The organism is Dellaglioa sp. CoH-57-MRSF-21, from assembly GCF_056781915.1.
In genome coordinates this window covers 79,346-103,403 of record NZ_JBXAXU010000002.1, presented here as the reverse complement: position 1 = coordinate 103,403, position 24,058 = coordinate 79,346, and the positions used below count along the sequence as shown (strand labels likewise).

Here is a 24,058-nt window from a genome sequence, read left to right as displayed (position 1 = left end):
TAGCTCCTTATTTCATATAAAAATTTACAAAATAACGTTTACAAGATTTTATTTCAACTAGTATAAAAGTTATTTAAAACAAAAAAACAACAGGAAAATTCCCGTTGTTATTTTGTTTCGCGATGTAAAGTAACCTTACGATCACGTGGGCAAAATTTATTAAGCTCAACACGATCTGGATTATTACGTTTGTTTTTACTTGATAGGTATGTCCGTTCATGACATTCCGTACATTCTAATGTAATGTGTACACGCATGGTTGCAACCCTCCATATATTTCTTCATAATTTCATAAGACAATTAGTCTTTAACGTCTTATATAATATCATTATTAATAAGTAAACGCTAGTGTTTTTTTTTATTTGTTAAGGAAATTTACTTTACAGCAATAAAATCAGGTATTAGATGACTTATTTCCTTAATATTATTTATCAGATTCAACAGTTTTCCAAAATGCTGAATAAATTGAAACTGCTGCCTGACCATTCACAGCACTACCTGTATTATTAGCCATTCCAGGGAAAACGAGTGCAACGACCACTTTAGGCTTGTTAGAAGGTGCATATGAAGCCAAACTAAGTGCTTCAGTTTCAGATGTTCCATAGAATGTTTGAGCAGTACCTGTTTTAGCTGAAATTGATGGTGTTACATCACTCATCGCATTCCCAGTTCTCAATGAACTTGATCCATGAACAACCTTATAAAATCCTGATTGAACAACATCAAATTCTGATTTTGTTGCGTTAACTGTACTTAAAATATTAGGTGTCATTTCAGTTTGAACAGAACCTAAAGAACCATCCTCATTTGTTGAACGAATCGCTTTTACAATTTGTGGTTGTAATCTTGTACCACCATTAGCCATCGTTGACATGTATTGCGCTAATTGAATAGTTGTATATGAATCATAATTTCCGAAAGATAAATCAAGTGCTTTACCAATATTTGTTTGGTTAGCTACACCCTCAAAACCAGTTGACTCACCAGGTAAATCAACACCTGTTTTGATACCAAGTCCGAATTGATTAAAGTAACCACGCATTTTGGGGAAAATTGAATTCGACATATCCAGTGAAGAACCACTTGAATATTTGAATCCGCCTTCTCTCATTGCTAACTGCATCATGTACGAGTTAGAAGAAACCATTAATGCATCAGAAGCTGTTAACGCAACGTTAGCTGAACCAGATGTATTAAACCATGATGACTTAGGAGCTGTCCCAGCAAGCTTAATAGGTTCATCAGTTATGGTATTGCTAGTTGGTGTAATTGCCCCATCCATCATAGCTCCCATAACCGTAGCACCTTTTACAACAGAACCCATGGTAAATACTTGATTAATCGACCCTAAAGCATCATCCGTAATCTTACCTGTTTTAATATTTCGATTAACACCGGCCATTGCATAAACGGCACCTGTATTTGGGTTCATGACAACTGCGTAGGCCCCTGGATTATAAGGATTGCTTCCAGCAATTGATTTCACACTATCGTTCATAATCTTTTGAACTTGAGCTTGGAATTTAGCGTTAATATTTAAGACGAGATTATCACCTTTTTTACCACTATATTCTTGTACTTGTTTTACTATTTTACTATTAGCCACTTCAACCTTAGTTTGTGACTTTGTTCCTTTTAAAACATCTTCATATTGTTTTTCTAAATAACTCTGACCAACACTATCATTTCGTGAATAACCTTCAGTCATTAACGTTTCCACGCTATCACTAGGTAGCCCAGTAGCTTCACTAGTGACATTTCCGATGATACTGTTCATACTTTTACCATTTGGGTAACTTCGTGACCAGTTAGTTCCTATTTTAATCCCATTCATCCCTGATAAATGTTCACCTACTTCAGCCATCTCCTTATCGGAAACATCAGAGGTTTTTAAGTAAACAGTTGATAATGAATAAGCACCCGTCATTTTCCCAAAAACAGTAGCAGCTTCTTTTTCTTCATCAGTTAATGAATCAATGTTATTTTTAACAGCATATGCTACTGTCAATGTATTAAAATCAGTAGTTGATAATTTGTTTAACTCAGCAGATGTTAAATTTTTTTCTTTTTTTACAGCAGCAGTGACAGCTTTTAAATGCCCCTTATCCGCTAAGTAGTAATCAGCAGCATTGCGGTCTGTTAATTTACTCGTATCAATACTGACATAGGTTACTAAGTTATTAGCTATCTTATATAAATCAGGCGATAGGATACCTGATCCTTTTGTATAAGTAATTGCTCGAGAAGAATTATTACCAACTAGAACCTTACCTGTTGAGTCATAAACCATCCCACGCTGTACATTCTTAGTTTCTGTTGTCGTATCCGTACTATTAACTGTCGCTTCAAATGAAGCTCCGTTTAAAATTTGTAAATAGGCTAACTGCGCCAGTAATGCTGCAAAAAGTAGGAAAACAATAAAAAACAGGAAATTTAATCTAAATGGAATATGTGATTTATTTTGTTTGCTTCGACCTTGTTTTGTTTTTGGAAGTTTCACGTTTAATTACCTCTCACTGTATCATTATTAGTCTTTTAATTCGTATAAATATATCATTTACCATATTACCACATTTTTAAGATTCATTGGCCCAATAAACAGGCTAACAATTTATATTATAATAAAAACTTTAATAATCAGATTAAATATATTTTTATCTGCTGCTGATTTATGCGGTAAAGTCCCAAATATGCTATTCTTATTACCATACATTAATAGTCAGAGAGGTTTTAAAATGGTTAAGCTTAAAAATTATCTTAAAAAGAATCATGTACTCCTTCTAAGTTTCCTTATTCCTTTATTCATTATGCTTTGTTACTTTATTGGCCGCAAAATGTATCCTTTTGGGAATAGTTCTCTATTAACTGTTGATTTAGGTCAGCAATATATTGATTTTTTCTCTTATTTTAGAGCCACACTTCTCCATCATCCTACTAGTTTTTTCTATTCATTTTCACAAGCAATTGGTGGTGATATGTTAGGTGAGTGGGCATACTACTTAATGAGTCCTTTTAATCTTATTTTCTTAGTATTTCCAGGAAAATCAATTTTAGCGGGTGTTATGGTAGTCACCCTTTTAAAATATGCCTTATCAGGCCTTACGTTCGGTTTATTATTAAAGAAAACAACAAGAATGACTTCACTTTATATCCCATTATTTGCCACAGCGTATGCGCTAATGGGTTGGACGATTGCTAACCAACTTAATTTATTATGGTTAGACGCTGTTATTCTATTACCTTTAGTTATTTTAGGCTTTGAAAAATTACAGTTGAATTCAAAAAGTTGGGCTTATACTTGGTGGCTTGCGTTACTTTTAATCGTTAACTATTATATGGGTTATATGGTCTGTCTTTTTATGATTTTATATTTCTTATATACAACAAGTCGTGTATCTCTATCAGTTAAACAATTTTTTAAAAAATCATGGATTTTCATCTATAAATCTCTAGTTTCTGTAGCAATTTCAGCAATTATCCTCTTTCCAACTCTATTCTCATTGCTTTCAAGTAAGGGAGAATACACGGAAGAATCTATTAAAGCAAAAATTGAATATAATCCTTTAGCGATGCTTTCAAAATTTGTGATTGGTTCATTCAATTTTGATCAAATGCCTTCTGGTTTCCCTAATATTTTTGTAGGGAGTTTGGCTTTAATTGGTTTTATCTTATATTTCATGAATAACCGTTTTTCAATTAAAGAACGGGTTGTCTCTTTTTTAATCACAAGTTTCTTGATCCTATCGATGTGCTTTGAACCTTTAGATTTACTATGGCACGGAATGCAATTTCCAGTTTGGTATCCTTATCGTTTTTCATTTGTATTTTGCTTTTGGATTATCCTTTTAGCTGCTCAACAATTTGAGTACTTTAATCCTATAAAATTCTGGAAATTGAGTATTGTAGGTCTTTTATTCATCGGAATGTTTACGTACTTATTTATATCAAAAGAATCTTATAGTTATTTATCTGATGAAACTTTATTCCTATCAATTTTATTTATTCTTTTAACGTTAATTTTAATTCAGTTCCAAGATCATGCATCACCTTCATTCAAATGGTTGTTATTTGCAAGTGTAATAGCTGAGATGTCATGTAACGCTGTTTATTCATTAGATAACATTAGTTATTTATCTACAAGTGAATACGACGTGTCAACGACTGCCCTAGCAACTGAAAGTAAATCGTTAAAAAAAATTGATAATTCTTTCTATCGTGTCGCACAAACATACAGTCGGACTAAAAATGATGCCATGTCAGCTGATTTTTTCAGCGGTTCCCATTTTAGTTCTGCTTTTTCAAAATCAATCCCAACTTTTTACGGTAAGATAGGACAACCTGATGGTGATAATTATGTCACTTACTCAAATGGTACCTTGGTAACAGATGCCCTATTAAATATGAAGTACGTTTTTACACCAAAACAATTACGGACTTCTAAGGCATTGGACACACAGTTAGAAACATTGACACCACTAACTGAAAAACCTGATACAGCTTACTATAGACCTGTCTCAAATAACTCGTTAACTGAAACGGTTAAAAATCCGTATGCTTTATCAATTGGCTATGCAGCAAATGATACTATATTGACAAACAAGAATAAAACAACTAACCCATTAAGATATCAGTCTGATTGGTTATCTGCTCTAACCGGTATTAATAACGATGCTTTATTTACACCAATTAATTTTAATACTGTCAATTTTGATAACGTTGGTTCACAAATTAATTTAACAAATTCTATTCTAACAAAAACGAAACTAAATAAATCTGGACTAGTCACTTTCACATACACACCAACAACAAACGATGCTTATTATTTAACCTTAGGTTCAGGATTAAGTACTGATAATGTTTTATTTAAATTAAATGGTCACGAATTAAAACAATATAAAACGTATCGAAATACAGTTGTTGTTAATATTGCATCCAATAATAAAGGTAAAAAAATAGTTCTGACAGCTAAATTAAAGAAAAGAACCCTTTTCTTAGAAAACTTTACGCTTTATCAAATGAATGTTAATTCATTTAAATCCCAAATTAAGCAACTAAAATCTAGTGAATTAAACGTTACAAAATACAATCAACATTCAATCACAGGTTCAATATCAGTTAAACGTAATCATCAAGTCGTCTTTACAACGATTCCATACAGTAAAGGTTGGCATGTTAAAGTTGATGGTAAATCCGTAGCAACTAATAAATCATTGAATACTTTTCTCAGCTTTAAAGTTGCTAAGGGAAATCATACCGTTAAACTTATCTATTGGCCACCATACATGGGTATTGGTTTGATCGTCTCAATTTTGGCTATTCTCTTGATACTTATTAAGCCAATTATCGTTCACACAAAAAGATTGATTAAATAGTTTTTGTATAATACAAAAGGACAAGATTGCAATATGCAATCTTGTCCTTTTATTTAGTCTTGTTCATTTTTTCATCAAATTCTGTGACAGCTTTTGTTTCACCAATAATCAGTACCTGATCATTTGGTAAAATAATTTGATCTGCTAATGGTGAAATAATCATTTCTTTACCACGTCTAATACTGATTACATTTAAATTAAATGTTGATCTGAAATTTAATTCATCTAATGTCTTATTAACATATCTCGGATCTGTCATATCAATTTCTGCCAATCGGTAATCATCATCTAAATCTAAGTAATCTAACAAATGATTAGAACTTAATGCCCTACCCAACTTGATTCCCATATCTCGTTCAGGATGAACAATATGATCTGCCCCAACCTTTTGGAGTACACGAGCGTGATATTTATTCAATGCTTTAGCCGTTACGACAGGAACACCTAATTCTTTAACCATCAATGTGACTAAGATACTTGCTTGAATATCTTCACCAATTGCGACAATCACATGATCAAAATTACGAATACCGATTGATTTTAAAGCTTCATCATCTTGTGCATCGGCAACAACAGCATGTGTTGCAATATCCATATAATCATTTACACGAGCTTCATCCCTATCAATAACTAAAACTTCTTGCCCATACTCAATCAACGTTTCGCAAACACTCGCACCAAATCGACCTAAACCGATTATTGCAAAATTCTTTTTCAACTTATCTCACCTACTTAATTTAATAAAAAAAGACTAAGTAACAAATGATTTGCAACTTAATCTTTTATATTTAGCTTTTATAAATTATCTTTAACATCGGTAATTTTGACTTCAAAATTACCATTTGGTGTTTCAATTGTTACTGTTTCATTTAATTTATGGCCAACTAATCCTTTAGCGATTGGTGATTCATTTGAAATTTTACCAGACATTGGGTCAGCTTCTGCCGCACCAACAATCGTGTATGTTTCTTCCTCTTCACCAGGTTCCATAAATGAAACTGTTTTACCAACAGAAACTTCGTCAGCATCTACACCAGCGTTATCAATAATTTCTGCATAATGGAGCATATGTTCAATTGTTTTAACTCGGCCTTCAACAAAACTTTGTTCATCTTTAGCTGATTCATATTCTGAATTTTCTGATAAATCGCCATAACTACGTGCAATCTTAATACGATTAATAATTTCTGCACGCGTTTTTGTTTTTAATGTTTCAAGTTCTTCTTCAAGTTTAACTTTACCGTCTACGGTCATTGGATATACTTTATCTTCTGCCATCACTTACTCCTCTTAAAATTAATAAGTTCAATATGCCTATCAGGTTAACATTTAATTTTGTGATTGTAAACCGGTTGCGTGGATTATTGAACATAATCATTATCAGCCTGTGTCATAGGTGAAAATGCTTGGTAATATTCATACGTTTTAGAATATTCTATTTTTTTAGAATTTGAATTGAAAATAAAATAGAAATTACCTTTCTTTCTGTCCAATGGTGTCAAAACAGCCTGGATAGAATCTAAACTAGCATTGTTAAATGGACCAGGTCCATATCCTTTATAAACGTACAAATTATATGGTTTATCCACGTAATAATCAGCTGACGTTAAATCTTTTTGCGGTATATTTAGCGCATAACTAACTGATATTTTTGATTGTAACGTTATTTCTGATGCAATTCGATTGAAATAAACACCGGCAATTTTTTGACGATCTTTATGGTTTTCCGTCTCTTTTTCAACTAATGAAGCGAGAGAAATGACCTCTTGTACTGTTAATTTTTGTTTTTTTATTGTTGCATAATAAGGCGATAATTCATCATTTGCTTTAACAATCATTTGCTCAACAAGATTTTTTAACGTTGTTTTTTTATAAACAGTATACGTAGCTGGGAACAAATAACCTTCTAAAGGATATCTCACGTTTTTAGATGCCATAGTGGTATCTAAAAGATCTGGATATTTTTTATCTAAGTAATCCAAAAAAGTTTTATTTTTCATTAATTTAATAAAATCATTATATGAAAAATTTGTTTCTTTTGAAATGGATTTACCGATTTGGTTAATTGTTGTTCCCTCACCAACTAATACTTTCGCTAATTTATTTTGTATAGGCTCACTACTTCCACCTTGTTGAAGTGTCCAAGCAATTTTATCCAAACTCATAGATGCCTTAAGTTGATAGTAGCCGCCCTTAAATTGTGACACCTTTTTTTGCTTGACATAGTACGTATACACCGTACCACTTTTAATAATTTTATTTTTTTCTAAAATTGTTCCAATTTGTTTTGTACTTGATCCAATTGGAATATAAACTTGTTCAATTTTATTATTATTTTTATCTAGTGGATCTAAAGATGCCTTGATATATCTATAGGTCATAAACAATATTGTCAGTAGTAATATACATAATAATGCAATGACCCCTGCAATAATTTTCTTAGCCTGGTTTTTATTATTCTCTGGCGGTAATTCTGGAGATGTATCATCTTTTTTCATTGTTTAACCTCCTCACGCTTAATAATAAGTATTATTAAGCTGCGTCCTAAATTATCGAATATCAGCCCTAAGCGTCTCTTTTAAAGCTTCGATAACACGGTTAAAATCATTTGTGACATCTTCTTCAACCAAAGTTTTTGTAATATCTTGATAAGTTAACGTATAAGCAAGGGATTTCATGCCATTTTCAATATGAGATCCTTGATAAAGATCAAATAAATGAACATCAATTAAAGACTTTCCACCTTGTTTTTTAATTAACGCTTCAATCTCACTGTTAGCTATATCATTAGCAACTAGGAGGGCCACATCACGAGTAACTGATGGGAATTTAGAAATAGGCGCAAATAATCGGTCTGCTTTTTTCGCATCAACTAATTTTTGAAGATCTAATTCGAAAACGTATGTTTCCTTTAAATTAAATTCTTTAGCTGAATTAGGATGTACTTGGCCGACAAAACCAATTAATTCATCTTTTAAATAGATATCAGCTGTTCGTCCTGGATGCATATCTTCATGACTTTCAGAAGATACATAAGTAACATCATCAACTAATTCTAATTGTGTTAATAATTGTTCAACAACACCTTTAATCATGAAGAAATCAACAGGTTGTTTTTCATTTTGCCAATTTGCAAGTTTAAATAATCCTGTCATTGCACCTGCAATATGTTCAATTTCAGTAGGTCGCTCTTCGCCCTCACTGCGGAAAAAGACTCTTCCTTGTTCATAGAAAGCAAGATTGTCAGATTTTCGTGCTTCATTGTACGCTAAATCATCTAATAACCCGCTGATTAAGTTCATTCTTGTTGTTGTTCGTTCTGAGCTCATTGGGAACATTAAATTTGTCGTAAAAACATCTTTTTCTTCAAAAATAAATTTACCAGCTTTTTCTTCCGTTGTTAATCCATAACTAATAACTTCAGATAACCCAGCTGATTCCAAAATATGACGCGCCTGTTTAATCATTTTTTGTTTATAAGTATATTTACCAGGAGTCATTTTGCCAGTTGGTAGTGTAGAAGGAATATTATCGTATCCATAAATACGCGCGATTTCTTCTACTAAATCTGCTTCAATACTAATATCCCAACGTCTTGCAGGAACTTCAACATTTAAAGTACCATCGCGATTTACAACCGTAAATCCTAATTGTTTAAATAATTTAGTGATTTCAGATTCTGATAATTCAGTCCCAAGTACACCATTAATATGTGCCACCGTTGTATCAACAAAAGTTGACTCTGCTTCTAGCTTACTTGCACTTGCCGTACCCGACACAACTGTTCCATCACCTAAATTAGCGATTAACTCTGCTGCTGCATCAAGTGCTTCTTGTACTGTTTCAACGTTAATACCACGTTCAAATCGCATTGAGGCTTCACTATGAATACCATGTGTGCGTGCTGTTTTTCTAACCATTGAATTGTTAAATACTGCAGATTCAATCGCAACTGTCACAGTTTCGTCGGTTATTTGTGTTGATTCGCCACCCATTGTCCCAGCAATAGCAATCGGTGTTTTACCATTTGTAATCACAATATCTTTTTCTTTTAATTCACGTTCTTCGCTATCTAGTGTTGTAATCTTTTCGCCAGCAATAGCTGTTCTTACTAAAATATCTTTACTTCCCAATTTATTATAATCAAAGGCATGTAATGGTTGACCATAATCCATCAATATATAATTGGTCACATCAACGACATTATTAATAGGTCTAACGCCTGCGTTCCAAAGACGAATTTGTAACCACATTGGACTTGCTTTAATTGTTAAATCTTTAATCACGCGCATCGAATATGTGGGTGCTAACGTTTTATCAGGCAACGATAAAGAAATGTAATCTTCAATTTTTTCAGTAGATGTTTCTTTCAATTCTGGATGCTTAAATGTTGCCGGAACATCATAGTCAGCAGATAGTTCATGTGCTACCCCACGCATACTTAACATATCAGCACGATTTGGTGTCACATCAATATCAATAATGTCATCATTCATACCTAAGTAATCAAAGACTGATTCACCAGGAATTGCATTTTCTGGCATTACGTAGATACCTTCTACAAATTCTTTAGGCACGACACTATCTGAAAATCCAATTTCTTGTAATGCACAAATCATACCTTCAGAAGCTTGTCCGCGCATTTTACCACGTTTGATTTTAACATTATCAGCAATTCTAGAATTGGGTAATGCAACAATAACTTTTTGCCCTGCGGCAATATTAGGTGCGCCACAAACGATTTGACTAAGAGATCCTTCACCAACATCAACTTGGCAGATATTTAAATGATCAGAGTCTGGATGTGGTACCAAACTATCAACATATCCAACAACAATTTTTTTAAGTCCTTCAGAAGGACGTTCAACGCTATCAATTTCAACGGCTGTACGAGCTATTTTTTCAGCAATAATTTCAGGTTCAATTTCTAATGTTAAATATTCATTCAACCAATTTTTAGATACTTTCATTATCTCTAACCTCTTTTCGTAAATTGTGACAGGAATCGATTATCGTTTAAATAAAAATGACGAATATCGTCGATACTATATTTAAGCATCGCAAAACGATCTGGTCCTAAACCAAAGGCAAAACCACCGTATACTTCAGGGTCGACACCGGCCATTCTTAATACATTAGGATGTACCATTCCAGCGCCTAAAACTTCTAACCAGCCTGTGTATTTACAGATTGAGCACCCTTTACCCGCACATTTAAAACAGGTCACATCGACTTCAACTGACGGTTCCGTAAATGGGAAGTAACTTGGTCGTAACCGAATTTCTTGTTCTTCTCCAAAAATTGTTTTAGCAATCAGTTCAATCGTTCCCTTTAAGTCTGCCATCGTAATATGTTTGTCGATTACTAACCCTTCGAACTGGTGAAATTGATGTGAATGCGTTGCATCATCTGTATCACGTCGATAAACTTTACCAGGTGAAACCATTTTTAATGGTCCTTTTGAAAAATCATGTGTTTCCATTGTCCTTGCTTGAACGGGTGATGTTTGTGTTCTCATTAATAATTCTTTTGTAATATAAAATGTATCTTGCATATCACGAGCGGGATGATCCGCAGGTAAGTTCAACATTTCAAAATTGTAATGGTCTTCTTCTATTTCTGGACCTGAAACAACTTGATACCCCATACCCAAAAAGAGCTCTTCCAATTCTTCAATCACTTGCATAATAACATGTGGCTGCCCTAATTGAATTTGGGCACCTGGTAGCGTTACATCGATTTTTTCTTTTTCCAACTTTTTAGCAGTCATTTTAATTTCAAGTTCTTCATTTTTCACACGAATAGCTTCAGCTAACTCATTTTTAATGGTATTAGAAAAGCTACCAATTTTAGGTCGTTCTTCGGCTGATAATTCCTTCATACCTCTTAAAACTTCTGTGATTGGTCCTTTTTTTCCAAGTAAATTAACACGAATAGCATTAATTTGTTTTAGATCCTCTGATTCACGAATTTGTTTCAAGCCTTTTTCTTGTAACTCAAGTAATTTCTCTTTTAAATCCATTAATATCGACTCCTTTATTAGTTGTTTTGATAGATTTTAGACACAAAAAGACCCCGTCCTAAAAAGGGACGAGGTCTCGCGGTACCACCCTTGTTTTTGAGAATACAAATTCCCAAACACTCAAAATGATAACGGCCATTAACCGGTTAATTGCATGATTTAAGTTAGCCTACATTAATTAACAGCTCTAGAAGTGAATTCAATATTTTATTTATTGGTTAGTTTCAGTCTAGCTAACCATCCCTTTAAATCCAAGAAAAATATCTACTATTTTCTGTCTAAGCCTTTATTCTATATTCATAGTTTAAAGGTATCAAAGCCTATCGTCAAGTCTTACTCGCAATCTTTAAGTGTATACCACTTTTCTGACCATGTATGGACGCTATCCATCATATTTTTCATGTCTTTTCCTTGTTCAGTAAGCTCATAAAAACTACGACTAGTTTCACCGATGGCGACTCTTGAGATAATATTAGTATCTTCAAGTTCTTTTAAACGTTCAACTAATACACGGTCACTGCATTTATCAACCTTTTGAGCTAATTCTTTAAATCGTTGAGGTCCTTCATCCAATAAAACGTTAATAATTAAACCGTTCCATTTTTTACCTAATATTGAAAAAGTTTTTTCAAATTTAGGACACATTTCATAATTTGTTTTTTCTTGAACAACTTGCATAATTAACCCCTCCTCAGTTACTTTATTACTATATTTTATCATTAACTAACAAAAAGTAAACAAATTGGTTCGTTTTCGAAAAAACAAAAAGGATAAGCCTGTAGGCCTATCCTTTTTAAAACTATTTTAAAATTGCAATTAATTGCTGAAAGCTATGTTTTGATTTATTTTTTAACGGTGATGAAACTTCACTTGTTGCTTCATATTTATCAACCATGGTTACAATATATCCCTCTGGATATTTAGGTGGTGCAACAGTAGCACCCCACATATGTTTCATGATGATATCTTTTTCTAAATCAGATAATGTCGTTAACTTCTCTGCATTTCTAATAGCGATACGCGGATGAATCCAAGCATGTGTACCGCGATCGAATTTAGTTGTACGCCAATCGTAGTAAAATAAATCATGTAATAATCCGGCCCTTGCCGTTGCTTTTGCATTTAAATGTAATCTTTTAGCGATACGATAACTGTCATAGGAAACTGAGATTGAATGTTCTAATCGAGTAGAAAAATGATGTTGTGTATATTCACTTAATCTTTGAACTTCTGGTTTTGCCAAAAGGTCTCCAACATAACTCATATATAATTCATCATCAAGATACGAATCTTTTTTCATATACTAGTACGCCCCCAAAATATTTTTTCCTATCTCCATCATAACTGATTGAGCACCTATTGCAAGCGCAATCAGTTATCTTTAGTAAATCGTAATAATTTCACCAAATATCATAATTAAGCTTTAAGATGAAACATTAGTACACCTGCAGCAATAGCGACATTTAACGATTCAGCACGACCTTTAATTGGAATATATAAATTAGCATCCGTTTCATTTAACAGGTCATTACGCATCCCGTTACCTTCATTTCCCATAATTAAACCAAAATTATCTGTAGCAGAAATCTCACGATAACTAAGTGCATCTTCATTTAATTCAGAACCATAAATAGCAATATTATTTTCTTTGAATAAGGTAGTAACTTCCATTAAATCGGCATCCACTAATTGAACATGAAATTGGCTTCCCTGCATCGAACGTAAAACTTTAGGATGATGACTATCTGCACTACCCTCACCAAAAATGACACCTGTTAAACCGGCAGCATCGGCAGTTCTAACCATTGTTCCAATATTTCCTGGATCTTGAACACCATCTAGCATTAACCAGCCACCAGTTAAATGGTCAACTGATAATTGTTGATTTTCTTCCATCTCAGTTACCGCGTAAATACCTTGTGGCGTACTCGTGTCAGCAAGATATAAACTAACTTCAGATGAGATTTCTACTTGCTCAATTGTCGTATCGGCTATTTCATCAAAATATCTAAAATCATTAGTAACAAGCAAATATTCAATTTTTGTGTTTGCCATGAGTGCTTCTTTAACTAAATGCCAGCCTTCTAAAAGGTATTTATTTTCCTTTTTACGACCTTTTTTAGTTTGTAATTTTTTCCAGTATTTAATCTTAGCATTCTGTGTTGAATTAATTTTTTCCATAAATGTACCCCTCTTACTATTGGAAATAATTATAGCATATTTAAAATAGCATTAGTTGGTCATTATCATCTTTTCCAGTTATAATGAAAGCAATAAATGCCTATATCTACTTTATAATATGGAGGGATTACATTATGAGTGCTATTCAAATAACTGTTTTTGGTCGCGTGCAGGGTGTTGGCTTCAGATATACGACGAAGAGATTAGCCGATGATCTAGGCATCTACGGGTCAGTACAAAATAATTTTGATGACAGCGTCACAATTAAAGCAAGTAGTTCAGATAATACCCAATTAGAAAAATTTATTCAAAAAGTTAAAAATTCACCTACACCAGCCGGTAAGGTGACTGATTATAAAGAAACCTCCTTAACTAATTATATGCCGACTGCCTTTACCGTTATTTACTAATTACGATTTATTTATAGCCCATTGAAATCCCCCTATATTTAAAGTATAGTAATCGATATAGTCACTTTAAGAGGGGAAAATATATTAATGAAAAAGATTAAACGTTTAACAATGCTCCCAATATTCATGGCGCTTGTCCTGTTCCTATCGGGATGCGTCCGCAGAGACAAGAATGGTAATCCTTTTGGGATGGTTTACGACTATTTAGCAAAACCAACTCAGGGATTGCTTGACTGGTTATCCGCTCATCTAGGTAACAACTACGGTCTAGCAATTATCGTTATCTCAATCGTCATTCGCTTGGCACTTATGCCAATGATGATTAATCAATCGAAAAAAGCGACCGTTCAACAAGAAAAAATGGGTTCGATTCAACCACAATTAAAAGTCATTCAAGAACGACAAAAAAATGCTAAAAGTTCAGAAGAAAAAGCAGCTATCAGTCAAGAAATGATGGCACTTTATAAAGATAACAACGTCAGCATGACTGGCGGAATTGGCTGCCTACCATTATTAGTTCAAATGCCAATTTTTGCTGCGCTATACGCTGCAATCTTATATTCTTCAGAATTAAAGGATGCTGTCTTCTTTAGCATTAAATTAGGTACACCATCAATTATCTTTACTGTGCTATGTTTCATTGTGTATTTGGGTCAAGGATTCATTTCAACAATTGGCATTCCGCCAGAACAAAAGAAAACAATGCAAACAATGTTAATTGCTAGTCCAGTTATGATGGTCTTTGTTACAATGAGTGCGCCAGCAGGTATTGGTCTCTACTTCTTCATCGGTGGCCTCTTCGCTTGTGTTCAAACATTTATAATTATGTTAATGCGTCCTAAGATTCGTCGCGAAATTCAAGCTGAACTTGCTAAGAACCCACCAATTGTTAGAGAACGTTCAACAATTGATGCTGTTGAAGAAACAGTGGAACAAACAATTGATAATGTTGAAGATAATCTTTCAAATGTAGCAAAAAATAATCGTAATCGTAATGCTGGTAAACAAAACCGCAAATAAAGATTAACCATTAAAAAAAGCTTACCATTCTTAGAATTGCTCTAAGAATGGTAAGCTTTTTTTATTATACTGTCTAAATTTTTGTATTGCATTTCAACACTAGTCTCTTCTTATCTTTTCGGTTGGTTTAGTAGTAGCTAGAGGCAACGAAATTCTGAATATTGAACCACGCTTCTCAACACTTTCTACCACTAATGTTCCTTTATAACCCATAATGAGTTTTTGTGCGATTGATAATCCAAGACCATTACCGCCTTTATCACGACTTCTAGCTTTATCAACGCGATAGAAGCGATTAAAAACATTTTTTAAGTCATCTTTAGAAATTCCTTCACCAAAATCTTGAATAGCAATTTGAACCATTTTCATATCTTTTGATGCTGAAATATGAATTTCTTTTCTTGTTTCTGAATATTTAACGGCATTATCCATTAGAATAATTAAAACTTGTTCTAAGTGATTATGCGATATTTTTACCAAACTTTCTCCATTAAAATCTTCATCTAAAATAAACGTAAAATCGGGATGTATCATTTTAAAATCATTGAAAATTTGTAAAACAACTAATCGGACATCAACTAACTCATTTTTAAATGTCATCTCTACTTGTTCAGCTCTTGATAAATCAAGCATTTCTTGAACTAAACTCTTCATACGATTAATTTCTTGCAAAGATGCTTCAATCGACTCCGCTAGAACTGCCGGATCATCTTTACCCCACCTGTTCAATAATTCCATATGACCTTGAATTATTGCTACAGGGGTTCTTAACTCATGTGAGACATCTTCAACAAATTGTTGCTGTTGATCAACGTAGCGCTCCATCCTATCTAGCATACTATTGAACAAGTCCGCCAAATCAGATAACTCATCATTTCTATGCATATCTGGGACACGTACATGTCCAATTGGTGTTTCGCCTTCATTAATAATATCAATAGTTTCGTTCACTACTTCAATCGGTCTCAGTAACCAAGATGCCAGGATATACCCTAATATAGCACTACCAAAGGTTGCCGTAATAATTAAAACAATAAAAATTAGAATTAATTTATTACTAATTTTATGGTAATTTTCTAAAGCATTAGTTACTTGTGCATACCCGATTTTTTTGCCAGTTTTAGATGAATAAATAGCTCTTCTAGCAACATATCCATTTGCGCCATCAATTGTTTGGCTAGTAAACGTCATTTTATTTTTTTTAACAAATGGTACGTTTAAATTTCTTGAAGCAAAAACTTCTTGTTGCTTCAAATTATAAACACCTACTGCAATATTTTCTCTTGATAAATTAACAATTACTGCATTTGAGTACAAGTTATTTTCGTCTTTATCTGGTCGAGAATCTGCATTTATCGGTTTTAAATGTTGTGCAGTACTTGAAATTGTTAAGTCTTGATTCTCACGACTTAACTGTTGCGTCACCGTTCTTAAAGTATCTTGTACATCTTTTTTTTCTTTATCTAATAAAACGCCACTAAAACTCTGAAAAATAAGCGCAGAAAAAACGGCAAATATAAGTAAAACACCTATTGCCGTTCCTAATGCCCATTTCCATTTAAGTGACATACGTCTTACTTCTTTTGGATGCTGGGTTATTTTTTTTCTCATGATCTCATTACGTACCCTGTTCCTCTGACCGTTTGAATATAACTTTCTTCACCGCTACGATCTATTTTATTTCGTAAGTAACGAATATAAACATCCACAACGTTTGTTTCAACTTCTGATTCATATCCCCAAACTTTAGCTAATAAAACATCTCTAGCTAAAACAACATTAACACTTTCCATTAAAGCTAAAAGTAGTTCATATTCACGTTTGGTTAGCTCAATAACTTCTTCATCACGACGAACAACACGATTTTCTTTTTCAATTGTTAAATCACGGTAAGTGACAGTTGTCTGTTTTGCAACATTTTGTTCACCCTCTATATCAATACGACGTAACAATGCACGTAAACGCGCCAATAATTCTTCGATTGCAAATGGTTTAACAATATAATCATCTGCTCCATGGTCTAAGCCAGATACGCGGTCAATAACTGAATCACGAGCCGTCATCATAATGATTGGTGTATTTTTAACTTGTCGTACACGGCGACAAACCTCAAGACCATTTAATTCAGGTAACATTAAATCAAGTAGAATTGAATCCCAATCTTCATTTAAAGCAGCTTCTAGACCCGTTCGCCCATCAAAATGAACCTCAGTTTCAAATCCTTCATGTTGTAATTCTAATTCAACAAAGCGCGCTAAATTTTTTTCATCTTCAATTATTAGAATACGACTCATATTTTCATGATCTCCTGTTAGTTTTATTTTATTTTCTCATCCATATACACACAATTTTTAACCGATATCTTACTTTTCTTATTCTACCATTAAATGATATTCTTGCATACACTTTGCACTGCTCAACTCATATAGGTATTCAAGCACTTTTTAACCGTTTTTTTAATATATTATTAACTAAAAGAGTAATAAAATTAATATAACAAACCGTTAACTTTAAAAAATATATCATTAACGCTTTATTAAAATGAAAACTAAAAATTGGAATTAGTTATTCGATACCAGCAGCTTTAATCAGTAAAACCGATAATTCAATTATAAATTTTGCCATTTCAATTTCTTTTACAACGTTAACACGGATTTCTCCATTCAGCATACTCAAAATAACTTCTTCAAAAACCTTATATGAAAAGGTTTTATTCTCTGACAAAATAATTCCACCAAACCACATTATATTTTCTAAGTGTGCCGTTAAGTTAGGATATTAGAATATCGAAATTATACCTTAGCGTCTTAAAAAATAGTTACGGATTATCTTATTCCATACTACCTCATTGGTTAACTATTAAAGTTTTTTCCTTTATTTCAACTAAGAACACAATAAAACCCCTTAAGTTAGATTTTTCTCCAACTTAGGGGGTTCCACTTCAAATAGATAAAATTATCCCAAATGCTTCTTTTCCGTTATATACTTATACTTATATTTTATTTACCATTGGCAAAATAACTTTACTTCAGGTAATTTATGACAATAATTCCATGAACCGTTCAACTCTTTCTGGATCATTATGATCAAAGAAGGCAGATTCTTGTTTGTCTAAGGCAGTAATAGTTGCCATGTCTTCCACTGTTAATTCAAAATCAAATATGTCGATATTTTCTGCCATTCGTTCCGGTCTCACAGATTTAGCAAGTGCTACAATACCACGTTGCATTAACCATTTTAGAATAACTTGTCCAACTGATTTACCGTATTGTTTACCAATTTTTGACAATGTTTCATTTTTAAATAAGTCTAACCGGCCTTCAGCAAAAGGTGCCCATGCTTCCATTTGAATGCTTAATTTTTCATGATAGGCTTCATCCGTTAAACGTTGATTCCATGGGTTCACTTCTATTTGGTTAACTTGAACTTTAGCCACACCATTCATATGAGAGAATTCTATTAATTTTCCGATATCAAAGTTAGACACCCCAATAGCACGTATTTTCCCAGCAGATTGTGCGGTAGCTAAAGCGCGCCAAGCACCATATACATCACCGTATGGTTGGTGAATCAAGAATAAGTCTAGATAATCTAACTGCATTCTTTCTAGTGATTCATCAATTGCCTTCATCGCCTTTTCTTCACCAACATGTTGGATAAATAATTTGGTTGTGACAAACAACTCTTCTCGTGTCACTAATCCTTCAGTGATCGCTCTTTGGATAGCTTCCCCAGTTTCAACTTCGTTTCCATAGGCAATCGCTGTATCTAGTAATCGATATCCTACTTTAATCGCTTGATAAACTGCCTCTGCAGTTTCTTCTAAAGGAATTTGATACACGCCAAAACCTAGTTGTGGCATTTTCACTCCATTATTTAATGTAACTGTATTCATTTAAATCGCTCCCTTTTTATTTAATATACTAAGTTAAACACTTGGAGTGCACTCAGAGTCAAGGATTATGCTATATTATTTTAATATTTGTTTATTTTTCAGCTTTAGGCTACTATTACTATAAGTATTTTAGATTACATATAAGGAGAAAAAGCGATGACACCTATTATCACACTTTGCACAATTAATGACTTAGAAATATTACAAAAGATTAGCATTGAAACTTTTACTGATACTTTCGCTGCAGATAACGATCCAAAAGATTTACAAGATTTTTTGGATACCGCTTATTCTTTACCACAATTAACGAGTGAATTAAATGATCCAAATGCATTCTTTTACTTCGTACATGTTAATGATGAGTTAACTGGATATTTAAAATTAAATATTAACGACGCACAAACTGAAGATGACTTTCCGAACGGCTTAGAAATCCAACGAATTTACATTCGCAAAAATCACAAAAAAATGGGATTAGGTCAACTTCTATTTGAAAAATCTAAAGAGGTTGCCAAAGAATTTAAAAAAGATCAACTTTGGTTGGGAGTTTGGGAACATAATAAACCTGCCCTCTCCTTTTATGAAAAACAAGGCTTAACAAAACATAGCCAACATGATTTTGTTTTAGGCGATGCTATCCAAACCGATTTTATTTTAGTTCTAAACAGTAGTGACTCCAAAAATTAGCCTTTTTATAGAGTGGGAAAATCCACTCTATTTTTATACAAATAATTCTTTATATTTTCGGGATTCAATAGATTTTTTCAGCCTAATTTTTCTTTCATATCCATAAACTAACGTCTTAACGTTAATCCCAATGTGACATATTCATAACGTTCATCTAATAATTATTTTCATATACTATTATAAAGTTTAATAGTAAAATTGTATTGATATAGAGTATGTCCATCATAATCTAATTACGCAATATTTCACTAAAAATATTATTTCTGGAGGATTTTCCACATGAGTATCTTTTTCGCTCTCTTATTTATTACTACTTTTATCACATTTTTGGTATATGTTATTAAATTTATTATCGCAAAAATTAACAAAAAGGATACTAATCATGCAAGAAAATTAATATTATTTAGTTTCCTAATCTCATTTATTTTACTCGTTCTAATTGGTATCACTGCACCTTCTTCAAGTAGAAATGCTAGTGTCAAAGAATCTAGTTCCGCCCAATCAAGCTTTCTGTCTTAAAAAGATTACCAACATAACTTTTATTACTGAGACAATTTTTATTGCTTATTTTACATTACAAAAATCTTTGGAGGAACACGTATTATGAACGTTTTATTTGCACTTATTTTTTTTATTTCAATATATTTTATTATTTACTACACAGTTAAAAGATTTATGACAAAAACTAAAAATCCAAATATATACACTAAAATCAAGAAACGGGTTTGGTACCCTACTGCTGTACTGATCATTTCACTTGTAGGCATTGGGATGACTAGTCAGGCCGAACCAACTAAAAAACAATCGCCCCTTACTACCGTAACAAAAGTTGGCTCTGCCGATAAGAAAAAGGCAGAGTCAAAATATGAATCTATAAAAAAAGAAGTTTCTTCAAAAGAATCTGAAGCTGAATCATTGAGTAAAAAATTAAATGAGAAAGAATCTAAAGCCACTTCTGAAAAAGAAAGTGAATCTAAAGCTAAATCTAAATCTGAAAGTTCTCAAAGACTAGCTGCAAAAAAAGAACAAGAACATTTTAACAGCGTTCAAAAAGAAAATAATTCTACATCTACGGATTCATCTAACGCAGATTCTGTTACTACTGGCGGAGGATCCATCATCGGTAATACTAATTCTAAAATTTACCATACTCCCGGTCAAACTGGTTATAAAATGAGTAAATCAAATGCGATTACTTTCCAAACAGAACAAGCCGCTCAAGATGCTGGATATAGAAAGGCGAAAAAATAATGAAATCAACTAATCATTTATTAATACGTGTTCTAATTTTATCATTCACTTTTATTGGTATCAGTAACACGACTACCGTTTTAGCAAAATCTGATTCACATGTTACTTACGACTATACTGCCAAAAAGCAAGCAGAAGAAATTAATAATAAAGTTGATAAAGAACAAGTGAAATTAGACAAACTTAACAAAGAAATCAAAGAATTAAAAAATAAGTTAGCTAAATATGATAGTAAAGATTCTTCAAAAAAAGAAACAACTAAAAAATCTAAGACACTTGATTTATCATCTCTAAACTATAGTGATAAATCTGAAATAGAAGTTAATAATAATATTCCTACTTTCAGCGAAAGCACCCTATCTACTAGTAAAGGTACTTGGGAAGCGTACAGCAACCTAGATTCTCTGAATCGTGCTGGAACCGCCAATGCAATGTTAAGTAAATCTTTAATGCCTACCGCGAAACGCGAAGGGTTAACTTGGAACCCTACTGGCTGGAAAAATAAACGTATTAGTAACGGATGGTTATATAATCGTAGCCATTTAATTGGTTATCAATTATCAGGTCAGAACAATAATCCAAAGAATTTAATTACGGGTACTCGTGAACTGAATGCACCTGAAATGCTTGCCCATGAAATGGATATAGCTACTTACCTTAAAGAACATCCTAATAACTATATTAGATACCGCGTTACTCCAATATTCAGAGGAGATGAACTTCTTGCTCGTGGCGTACAAATGGAAGCTCAATCTATTGGTAGCTCCTCAATTAAATTCAATACTTACATTTTTAATGTAGAGGCCGGTGTTACTCTTAATTATAGGGATGGTACTAGTACACTAAATTAAACAAATAGATAACGGGCGTATAGATACTTCGAGTGGGTTCAATTCCCACTGCTCGCTTTTTACTATAAAAATATTTGGAGGAATTTGTGTTATGAATAAAAAAATAACAATAGTCGGGATTACTGCCATCACACTACTTTCACTAACTGCATGTGGGAATAGCAAGAATACAAGTAAGGATTCTTCATCTTCTGAGGCTGCATCATCTAGTATTATAAAAGCTAAAAAGGAATCAAGTAAGAAAGAGTCCATAAAAAAAGCAACTTCCGAAAGTAAAGCATCATCAGAATCATCTGCTCAAGCATCTAGCATCTCAGCTGCAAGTTCTTCAATTACCGCAGCTGAAAGTTCTATTGCCGCAAGCTCTTCTAGTATTGAGGCTGAGAAAAATAACGTTACTACCACTGAAAAATCTACAAGTTCATCTACATCAACTAAGATGACGCAATCAAAAGCTGAATCACTTGCTTTAAGCTATTTTAAATCATTCAATAATGAGACAAGCGACTGGGAACCAAAAGTTAAATCAAGCGATACTTTAGATAAAGGTAATAAATATATTGTATCCGTCTTCGATACTGAAACACACATGGTAGAATTTGACGTCAATAAATCTACTGGAAAAGTCACTTCTCCAAATTTAGGATATCAACGTTAATTTTTAAAGAGTGATAACAATTTTGTGTTTGTTAATTTTACATGGAGTCGGTACCTCCTTTAACAGCATTGAAGATCTACTTGGTCATTCCAATGTAAGGATTACCCAAATCTATATAACAGTAACTTCAAAACTATTACAATATTTAGATACTTAACTCAAACGTAACCAAAAGCGTAACCAAAAGAAAAAAAGGCCTATCTAACAACTTTTAAATCGTTGTTAGATAGCCTTTTTTAGTATATTTATTAACTTTTTTTATTGTTCAGTATACCAAGTATAGTGGAATGAACCTGGTTTATCAGTACGTTCATACGTATGAGCACCAAAGTAATCACGTTGTGCTTGAATTAAATTAGCAGGTAAAACTTCTGAACGGTATTGATCGTAATACGTAATTGCTGCACTGAATCCAGGAACTGGAATACCAGCTTTAACAGCAATACCAACGATATCTCGAACTGATTCTTGATATTTTTTAACAATATCTTTGAAGTAACCATCTAATAAGATGTTATTTAAATCAGCTTTTTCGTCAAATGCGTCAGTAATATTTTGTAAGAAACGGGCACGAATGATACATCCAGCACGCCAAATCTTAGCCATATCACCAAAGTTTAAATCCCATTCATAATGTTCTGAGGCAACACGTAATTGTTCAAATCCTTGTGCATAACTCATGATTTTACTAAAGTATAATGCTTCACGAATTTTTTCAATTAATTCTTTTTTATCTAATTCACCTAATTTAACTTCTGGTTTAGGTAAAACTTTACTTGCTTCAACACGTTCTTCTTTCATTGCTGAAATGTAACGTGCATAAACAGATTCAGAAATAACTGACTGAGGAACACCTAATTCAAGTGCACTCTGTGATGACCACTTACCAGTACCTTTATTTCCAGCACGATCGAGGATAACATCAACAATAGGTTTACCAGTGCCTAAATCATCTTTACGTGTTAAGATATCAGCAGTAATTTCGATCAAGTAACTATCCAATTCACCTTTGTTCCAGTCAGAGAAGATATCAGCGATTTCATCAACTGAGAGGCCTAATAAATCTCTTAACAAATGATATGATTCAGAAATTAATTCCATATCACCATATTCAATTCCATTATGAACCATCTTAACATAATGACCAGCACCGTTAGGACCGATATAAGTCACACATGGTGTCCCATCGCTAGCTTTAGCAGACATTTCCTCAAGAATTGGTGCAACAAGGTCATATGCCTCTTTTTGGCCACCTGGCATCATTGATGGTCCTTCAAGTGCACCAATTTCGCCACCTGAAACGCCCATTCCAATAAAGTTAATTCCAGAATTATCTAATTCTGCATTACGGCGTACTGTATCTTCAAAGTAAGTATTACCACCATCAATTAAAACATCACCTTTATCTAAGAATGGTAATAGTTCTGCAATAACAGCATCAGTTGGTTTGCCAGCTTTTACCATGATAATAATTCTTCTAGGTTTTTCTAATGAATCTGCAAAATCCTTAATTGAGTAGCTGGGTACTAATTTTTTTTCTGAGTGGTCTTTCATAACTTGCTCAGTTTTAGCTCCCGTTCTATTATAAATAGCTACCGTACGGCCACGACTCTCAGCATTCAATGCGAGATTTTTACCCATAACAGCCATTCCAATAACACCAATTTGTGCTTTATCCATTATAATACCTCCTACATTTCTTTAATTTTTT

At 33.1% G+C, this 24,058-nt stretch carries 22 protein-coding genes and 1 other annotated feature; of the genes, 7 read left to right on the top strand and 15 right to left on the bottom strand.

All coding sequences use genetic code 11. The annotated features are described in order from the left end of the window. Window positions 1-107 precede the first annotated feature (107 nt). Both rpmG and AC1RPQ_RS02395 read right to left on the bottom strand, forming a co-directional pair. Window positions 108-257, bottom strand: coding sequence for a 50S ribosomal protein L33 (gene rpmG, locus AC1RPQ_RS02400; RefSeq protein WP_057973409.1), 150 nt, complete (start codon window positions 255-257; stop codon window positions 108-110). 167 nt (window positions 258-424) lie between these two features. Beyond that, window positions 425-2,500 (bottom strand): peptidoglycan D,D-transpeptidase FtsI family protein, encoded by a 2,076-nt coding sequence (locus AC1RPQ_RS02395; RefSeq protein WP_481761226.1) that lies wholly within the window; start codon window positions 2,498-2,500, stop codon window positions 425-427. 235 nt (window positions 2,501-2,735) lie between these two features. Here AC1RPQ_RS02395 and AC1RPQ_RS02390 point away from each other — a divergent pair, with 235 nt between their 5' ends. After that, window positions 2,736-5,372, top strand: a complete 2,637-nt coding sequence (locus tag AC1RPQ_RS02390; protein ID WP_481761225.1) for a YfhO family protein — start codon at window positions 2,736-2,738, stop codon at window positions 5,370-5,372. 49 nt (window positions 5,373-5,421) lie between these two features. On the opposite strand, the gene AC1RPQ_RS02385 is transcribed toward AC1RPQ_RS02390, so the two are convergent. The 8 genes from AC1RPQ_RS02385 to AC1RPQ_RS02350 form a co-directional block, all read right to left on the bottom strand. Continuing rightward, window positions 5,422-6,090: a potassium channel family protein gene (locus AC1RPQ_RS02385; RefSeq protein WP_481761224.1), complete on the bottom strand. Its 669-nt coding sequence runs from the start codon at window positions 6,088-6,090 to the stop codon at window positions 5,422-5,424. 77 nt (window positions 6,091-6,167) lie between these two features. Next, window positions 6,168-6,650, bottom strand: a complete 483-nt coding sequence (gene greA / locus AC1RPQ_RS02380; protein ID WP_481761223.1) for a transcription elongation factor GreA — start codon at window positions 6,648-6,650, stop codon at window positions 6,168-6,170. A gap of 83 nt (window positions 6,651-6,733) precedes the next feature. Beyond that, the gene (gene mltG, locus AC1RPQ_RS02375; RefSeq protein ID WP_481761222.1) at window positions 6,734-7,870 is read right to left on the bottom strand and encodes an endolytic transglycosylase MltG; all 1,137 of its coding nucleotides are present in this window, start codon (window positions 7,868-7,870) and stop codon (window positions 6,734-6,736) included. A 51-nt stretch (window positions 7,871-7,921) separates the two neighbouring features. Continuing rightward, window positions 7,922-10,342 (bottom strand): phenylalanine--tRNA ligase subunit beta, encoded by a 2,421-nt coding sequence (pheT, locus tag AC1RPQ_RS02370; protein WP_481761221.1) that lies wholly within the window; start codon window positions 10,340-10,342, stop codon window positions 7,922-7,924. A gap of 5 nt (window positions 10,343-10,347) precedes the next feature. Continuing rightward, complete coding sequence (pheS, locus tag AC1RPQ_RS02365) at window positions 10,348-11,394, bottom strand: phenylalanine--tRNA ligase subunit alpha (RefSeq protein WP_409022664.1); 1,047 nt, start codon at window positions 11,392-11,394, stop codon at window positions 10,348-10,350. A 61-nt stretch (window positions 11,395-11,455) separates the two neighbouring features. After that, window positions 11,456-11,684 (bottom strand) — a binding site (T-box leader). A 43-nt stretch (window positions 11,685-11,727) separates the two neighbouring features. Next, window positions 11,728-12,072 carry a winged helix-turn-helix transcriptional regulator gene (locus AC1RPQ_RS02360; RefSeq protein ID WP_481761220.1) on the bottom strand — a complete coding sequence of 115 codons (345 nt, stop codon included), beginning with the start codon at window positions 12,070-12,072 and terminating at the stop codon, window positions 11,728-11,730. A gap of 121 nt (window positions 12,073-12,193) precedes the next feature. Beyond that, the gene (locus AC1RPQ_RS02355; RefSeq protein ID WP_409022666.1) at window positions 12,194-12,694 is read right to left on the bottom strand and encodes an HD domain-containing protein; all 501 of its coding nucleotides are present in this window, start codon (window positions 12,692-12,694) and stop codon (window positions 12,194-12,196) included. Between the two features lie 116 nt (window positions 12,695-12,810). Next, a complete protein-coding gene (locus tag AC1RPQ_RS02350; protein ID WP_481761219.1) occupies window positions 12,811-13,575 on the bottom strand; it encodes a TrmH family RNA methyltransferase in 765 nt (254 codons plus the stop codon). 134 nt (window positions 13,576-13,709) lie between these two features. Between AC1RPQ_RS02350 and AC1RPQ_RS02345 the strand changes: the two genes are divergently transcribed. Together AC1RPQ_RS02345 and yidC are read left to right on the top strand one after the other, a co-directional pair. Beyond that, window positions 13,710-13,985, top strand: a complete 276-nt coding sequence (locus tag AC1RPQ_RS02345) for an acylphosphatase (protein WP_481761218.1) — start codon at window positions 13,710-13,712, stop codon at window positions 13,983-13,985. A gap of 87 nt (window positions 13,986-14,072) precedes the next feature. After that, complete coding sequence (gene yidC / locus AC1RPQ_RS02340) at window positions 14,073-15,005, top strand: membrane protein insertase YidC (RefSeq protein ID WP_409022669.1); 933 nt, start codon at window positions 14,073-14,075, stop codon at window positions 15,003-15,005. A gap of 99 nt (window positions 15,006-15,104) precedes the next feature. Here the strand turns inward: yidC and AC1RPQ_RS02335 are convergent, their stop codons facing one another. From AC1RPQ_RS02335 to AC1RPQ_RS02320, 4 genes are all read right to left on the bottom strand, one after another. Further along, window positions 15,105-16,574, bottom strand: a complete 1,470-nt coding sequence (locus tag AC1RPQ_RS02335; RefSeq protein WP_481761217.1) for a HAMP domain-containing sensor histidine kinase — start codon at window positions 16,572-16,574, stop codon at window positions 15,105-15,107. Between the two features lie 38 nt (window positions 16,575-16,612). After that, window positions 16,613-17,299: a response regulator transcription factor gene (locus tag AC1RPQ_RS02330; RefSeq protein ID WP_409022671.1), complete on the bottom strand. Its 687-nt coding sequence runs from the start codon at window positions 17,297-17,299 to the stop codon at window positions 16,613-16,615. Between the two features lie 271 nt (window positions 17,300-17,570). Continuing rightward, window positions 17,571-17,729 (bottom strand): hypothetical protein, encoded by a 159-nt coding sequence (locus AC1RPQ_RS02325; protein WP_481761216.1) that lies wholly within the window; start codon window positions 17,727-17,729, stop codon window positions 17,571-17,573. 313 nt (window positions 17,730-18,042) lie between these two features. After that, entirely contained in the window at window positions 18,043-18,900 is an 858-nt protein-coding gene (locus AC1RPQ_RS02320; protein ID WP_481761215.1) for an aldo/keto reductase, read from the bottom strand. Between the two features lie 156 nt (window positions 18,901-19,056). Between AC1RPQ_RS02320 and AC1RPQ_RS02315 the strand changes: the two genes are divergently transcribed. The 4 genes from AC1RPQ_RS02315 to AC1RPQ_RS02300 all read left to right on the top strand — a co-directional run bounded on the left by AC1RPQ_RS02315 (window position 19,057) and on the right by AC1RPQ_RS02300 (window position 22,347). After that, on the top strand, window positions 19,057-19,587 hold the full coding sequence (locus AC1RPQ_RS02315; RefSeq protein ID WP_481761214.1) for a GNAT family N-acetyltransferase: 531 nt from the start codon (window positions 19,057-19,059) through the stop codon (window positions 19,585-19,587). Window positions 19,588-20,190: 603 nt separating this feature from the next. After that, a complete protein-coding gene (locus AC1RPQ_RS02310; protein ID WP_481761213.1) occupies window positions 20,191-20,838 on the top strand; it encodes a sunset domain-containing protein in 648 nt (215 codons plus the stop codon). After that, window positions 20,838-21,689: a DNA/RNA non-specific endonuclease gene (locus AC1RPQ_RS02305; protein ID WP_481761212.1), complete on the top strand. Its 852-nt coding sequence runs from the start codon at window positions 20,838-20,840 to the stop codon at window positions 21,687-21,689. The genes AC1RPQ_RS02310 and AC1RPQ_RS02305 overlap by 1 nt, the downstream gene beginning before the upstream one ends. Before the next feature lie 91 nt (window positions 21,690-21,780). After that, a complete protein-coding gene (locus AC1RPQ_RS02300) occupies window positions 21,781-22,347 on the top strand; it encodes a hypothetical protein (RefSeq protein WP_481761211.1) in 567 nt (188 codons plus the stop codon). A gap of 258 nt (window positions 22,348-22,605) precedes the next feature. Here AC1RPQ_RS02300 and gndA read toward each other — a convergent pair whose 3' ends face one another. Then, the gene (gene gndA / locus AC1RPQ_RS02295; RefSeq protein WP_481761210.1) at window positions 22,606-24,027 is read right to left on the bottom strand and encodes an NADP-dependent phosphogluconate dehydrogenase; all 1,422 of its coding nucleotides are present in this window, start codon (window positions 24,025-24,027) and stop codon (window positions 22,606-22,608) included. Window positions 24,028-24,058: the final 31 nt, after the last annotated feature.

Bases quoted from the DNA above. Each gene is read 5' to 3' on its own strand.
- AC1RPQ_RS02330 (WP_409022671.1), bottom strand. From the start codon at position 17,299: ATGAGTCGTATTCTAATAATTGAAGATGAAAAAAATTTAGCGCGCTTT.
- greA (WP_481761223.1), bottom strand. From the start codon at position 6,650: ATGGCAGAAGATAAAGTATATCCAATGACCGTAGACGGTAAAGTTAAA.
- gndA (WP_481761210.1), bottom strand. From the start codon at position 24,027: ATGGATAAAGCACAAATTGGTGTTATTGGAATGGCTGTTATGGGTAAA.
- AC1RPQ_RS02300 (WP_481761211.1), top strand. From the start codon at position 21,781: ATGAATAAAAAAATAACAATAGTCGGGATTACTGCCATCACACTACTT.
- AC1RPQ_RS02350 (WP_481761219.1), bottom strand. From the start codon at position 13,575: ATGGAAAAAATTAATTCAACACAGAATGCTAAGATTAAATACTGGAAA.
- AC1RPQ_RS02315 (WP_481761214.1), top strand. From the start codon at position 19,057: ATGACACCTATTATCACACTTTGCACAATTAATGACTTAGAAATATTA.
- AC1RPQ_RS02335 (WP_481761217.1), bottom strand. From the start codon at position 16,574: ATGTCACTTAAATGGAAATGGGCATTAGGAACGGCAATAGGTGTTTTA.
- AC1RPQ_RS02305 (WP_481761212.1), top strand. From the start codon at position 20,838: ATGAAATCAACTAATCATTTATTAATACGTGTTCTAATTTTATCATTC.
- AC1RPQ_RS02360 (WP_481761220.1), bottom strand. From the start codon at position 12,072: ATGCAAGTTGTTCAAGAAAAAACAAATTATGAAATGTGTCCTAAATTT.
- AC1RPQ_RS02390 (WP_481761225.1), top strand. From the start codon at position 2,736: ATGGTTAAGCTTAAAAATTATCTTAAAAAGAATCATGTACTCCTTCTA.
- yidC (WP_409022669.1), top strand. From the start codon at position 14,073: ATGAAAAAGATTAAACGTTTAACAATGCTCCCAATATTCATGGCGCTT.
- AC1RPQ_RS02320 (WP_481761215.1), bottom strand. From the start codon at position 18,900: ATGAATACAGTTACATTAAATAATGGAGTGAAAATGCCACAACTAGGT.
- AC1RPQ_RS02345 (WP_481761218.1), top strand. From the start codon at position 13,710: ATGAGTGCTATTCAAATAACTGTTTTTGGTCGCGTGCAGGGTGTTGGC.
- AC1RPQ_RS02355 (WP_409022666.1), bottom strand. From the start codon at position 12,694: ATGAAAAAAGATTCGTATCTTGATGATGAATTATATATGAGTTATGTT.
- pheT (WP_481761221.1), bottom strand. From the start codon at position 10,342: ATGAAAGTATCTAAAAATTGGTTGAATGAATATTTAACATTAGAAATT.
- AC1RPQ_RS02310 (WP_481761213.1), top strand. From the start codon at position 20,191: ATGAACGTTTTATTTGCACTTATTTTTTTTATTTCAATATATTTTATT.
- rpmG (WP_057973409.1), bottom strand. From the start codon at position 257: ATGCGTGTACACATTACATTAGAATGTACGGAATGTCATGAACGGACA.
- mltG (WP_481761222.1), bottom strand. From the start codon at position 7,870: ATGAAAAAAGATGATACATCTCCAGAATTACCGCCAGAGAATAATAAA.
- pheS (WP_409022664.1), bottom strand. From the start codon at position 11,394: ATGGATTTAAAAGAGAAATTACTTGAGTTACAAGAAAAAGGCTTGAAA.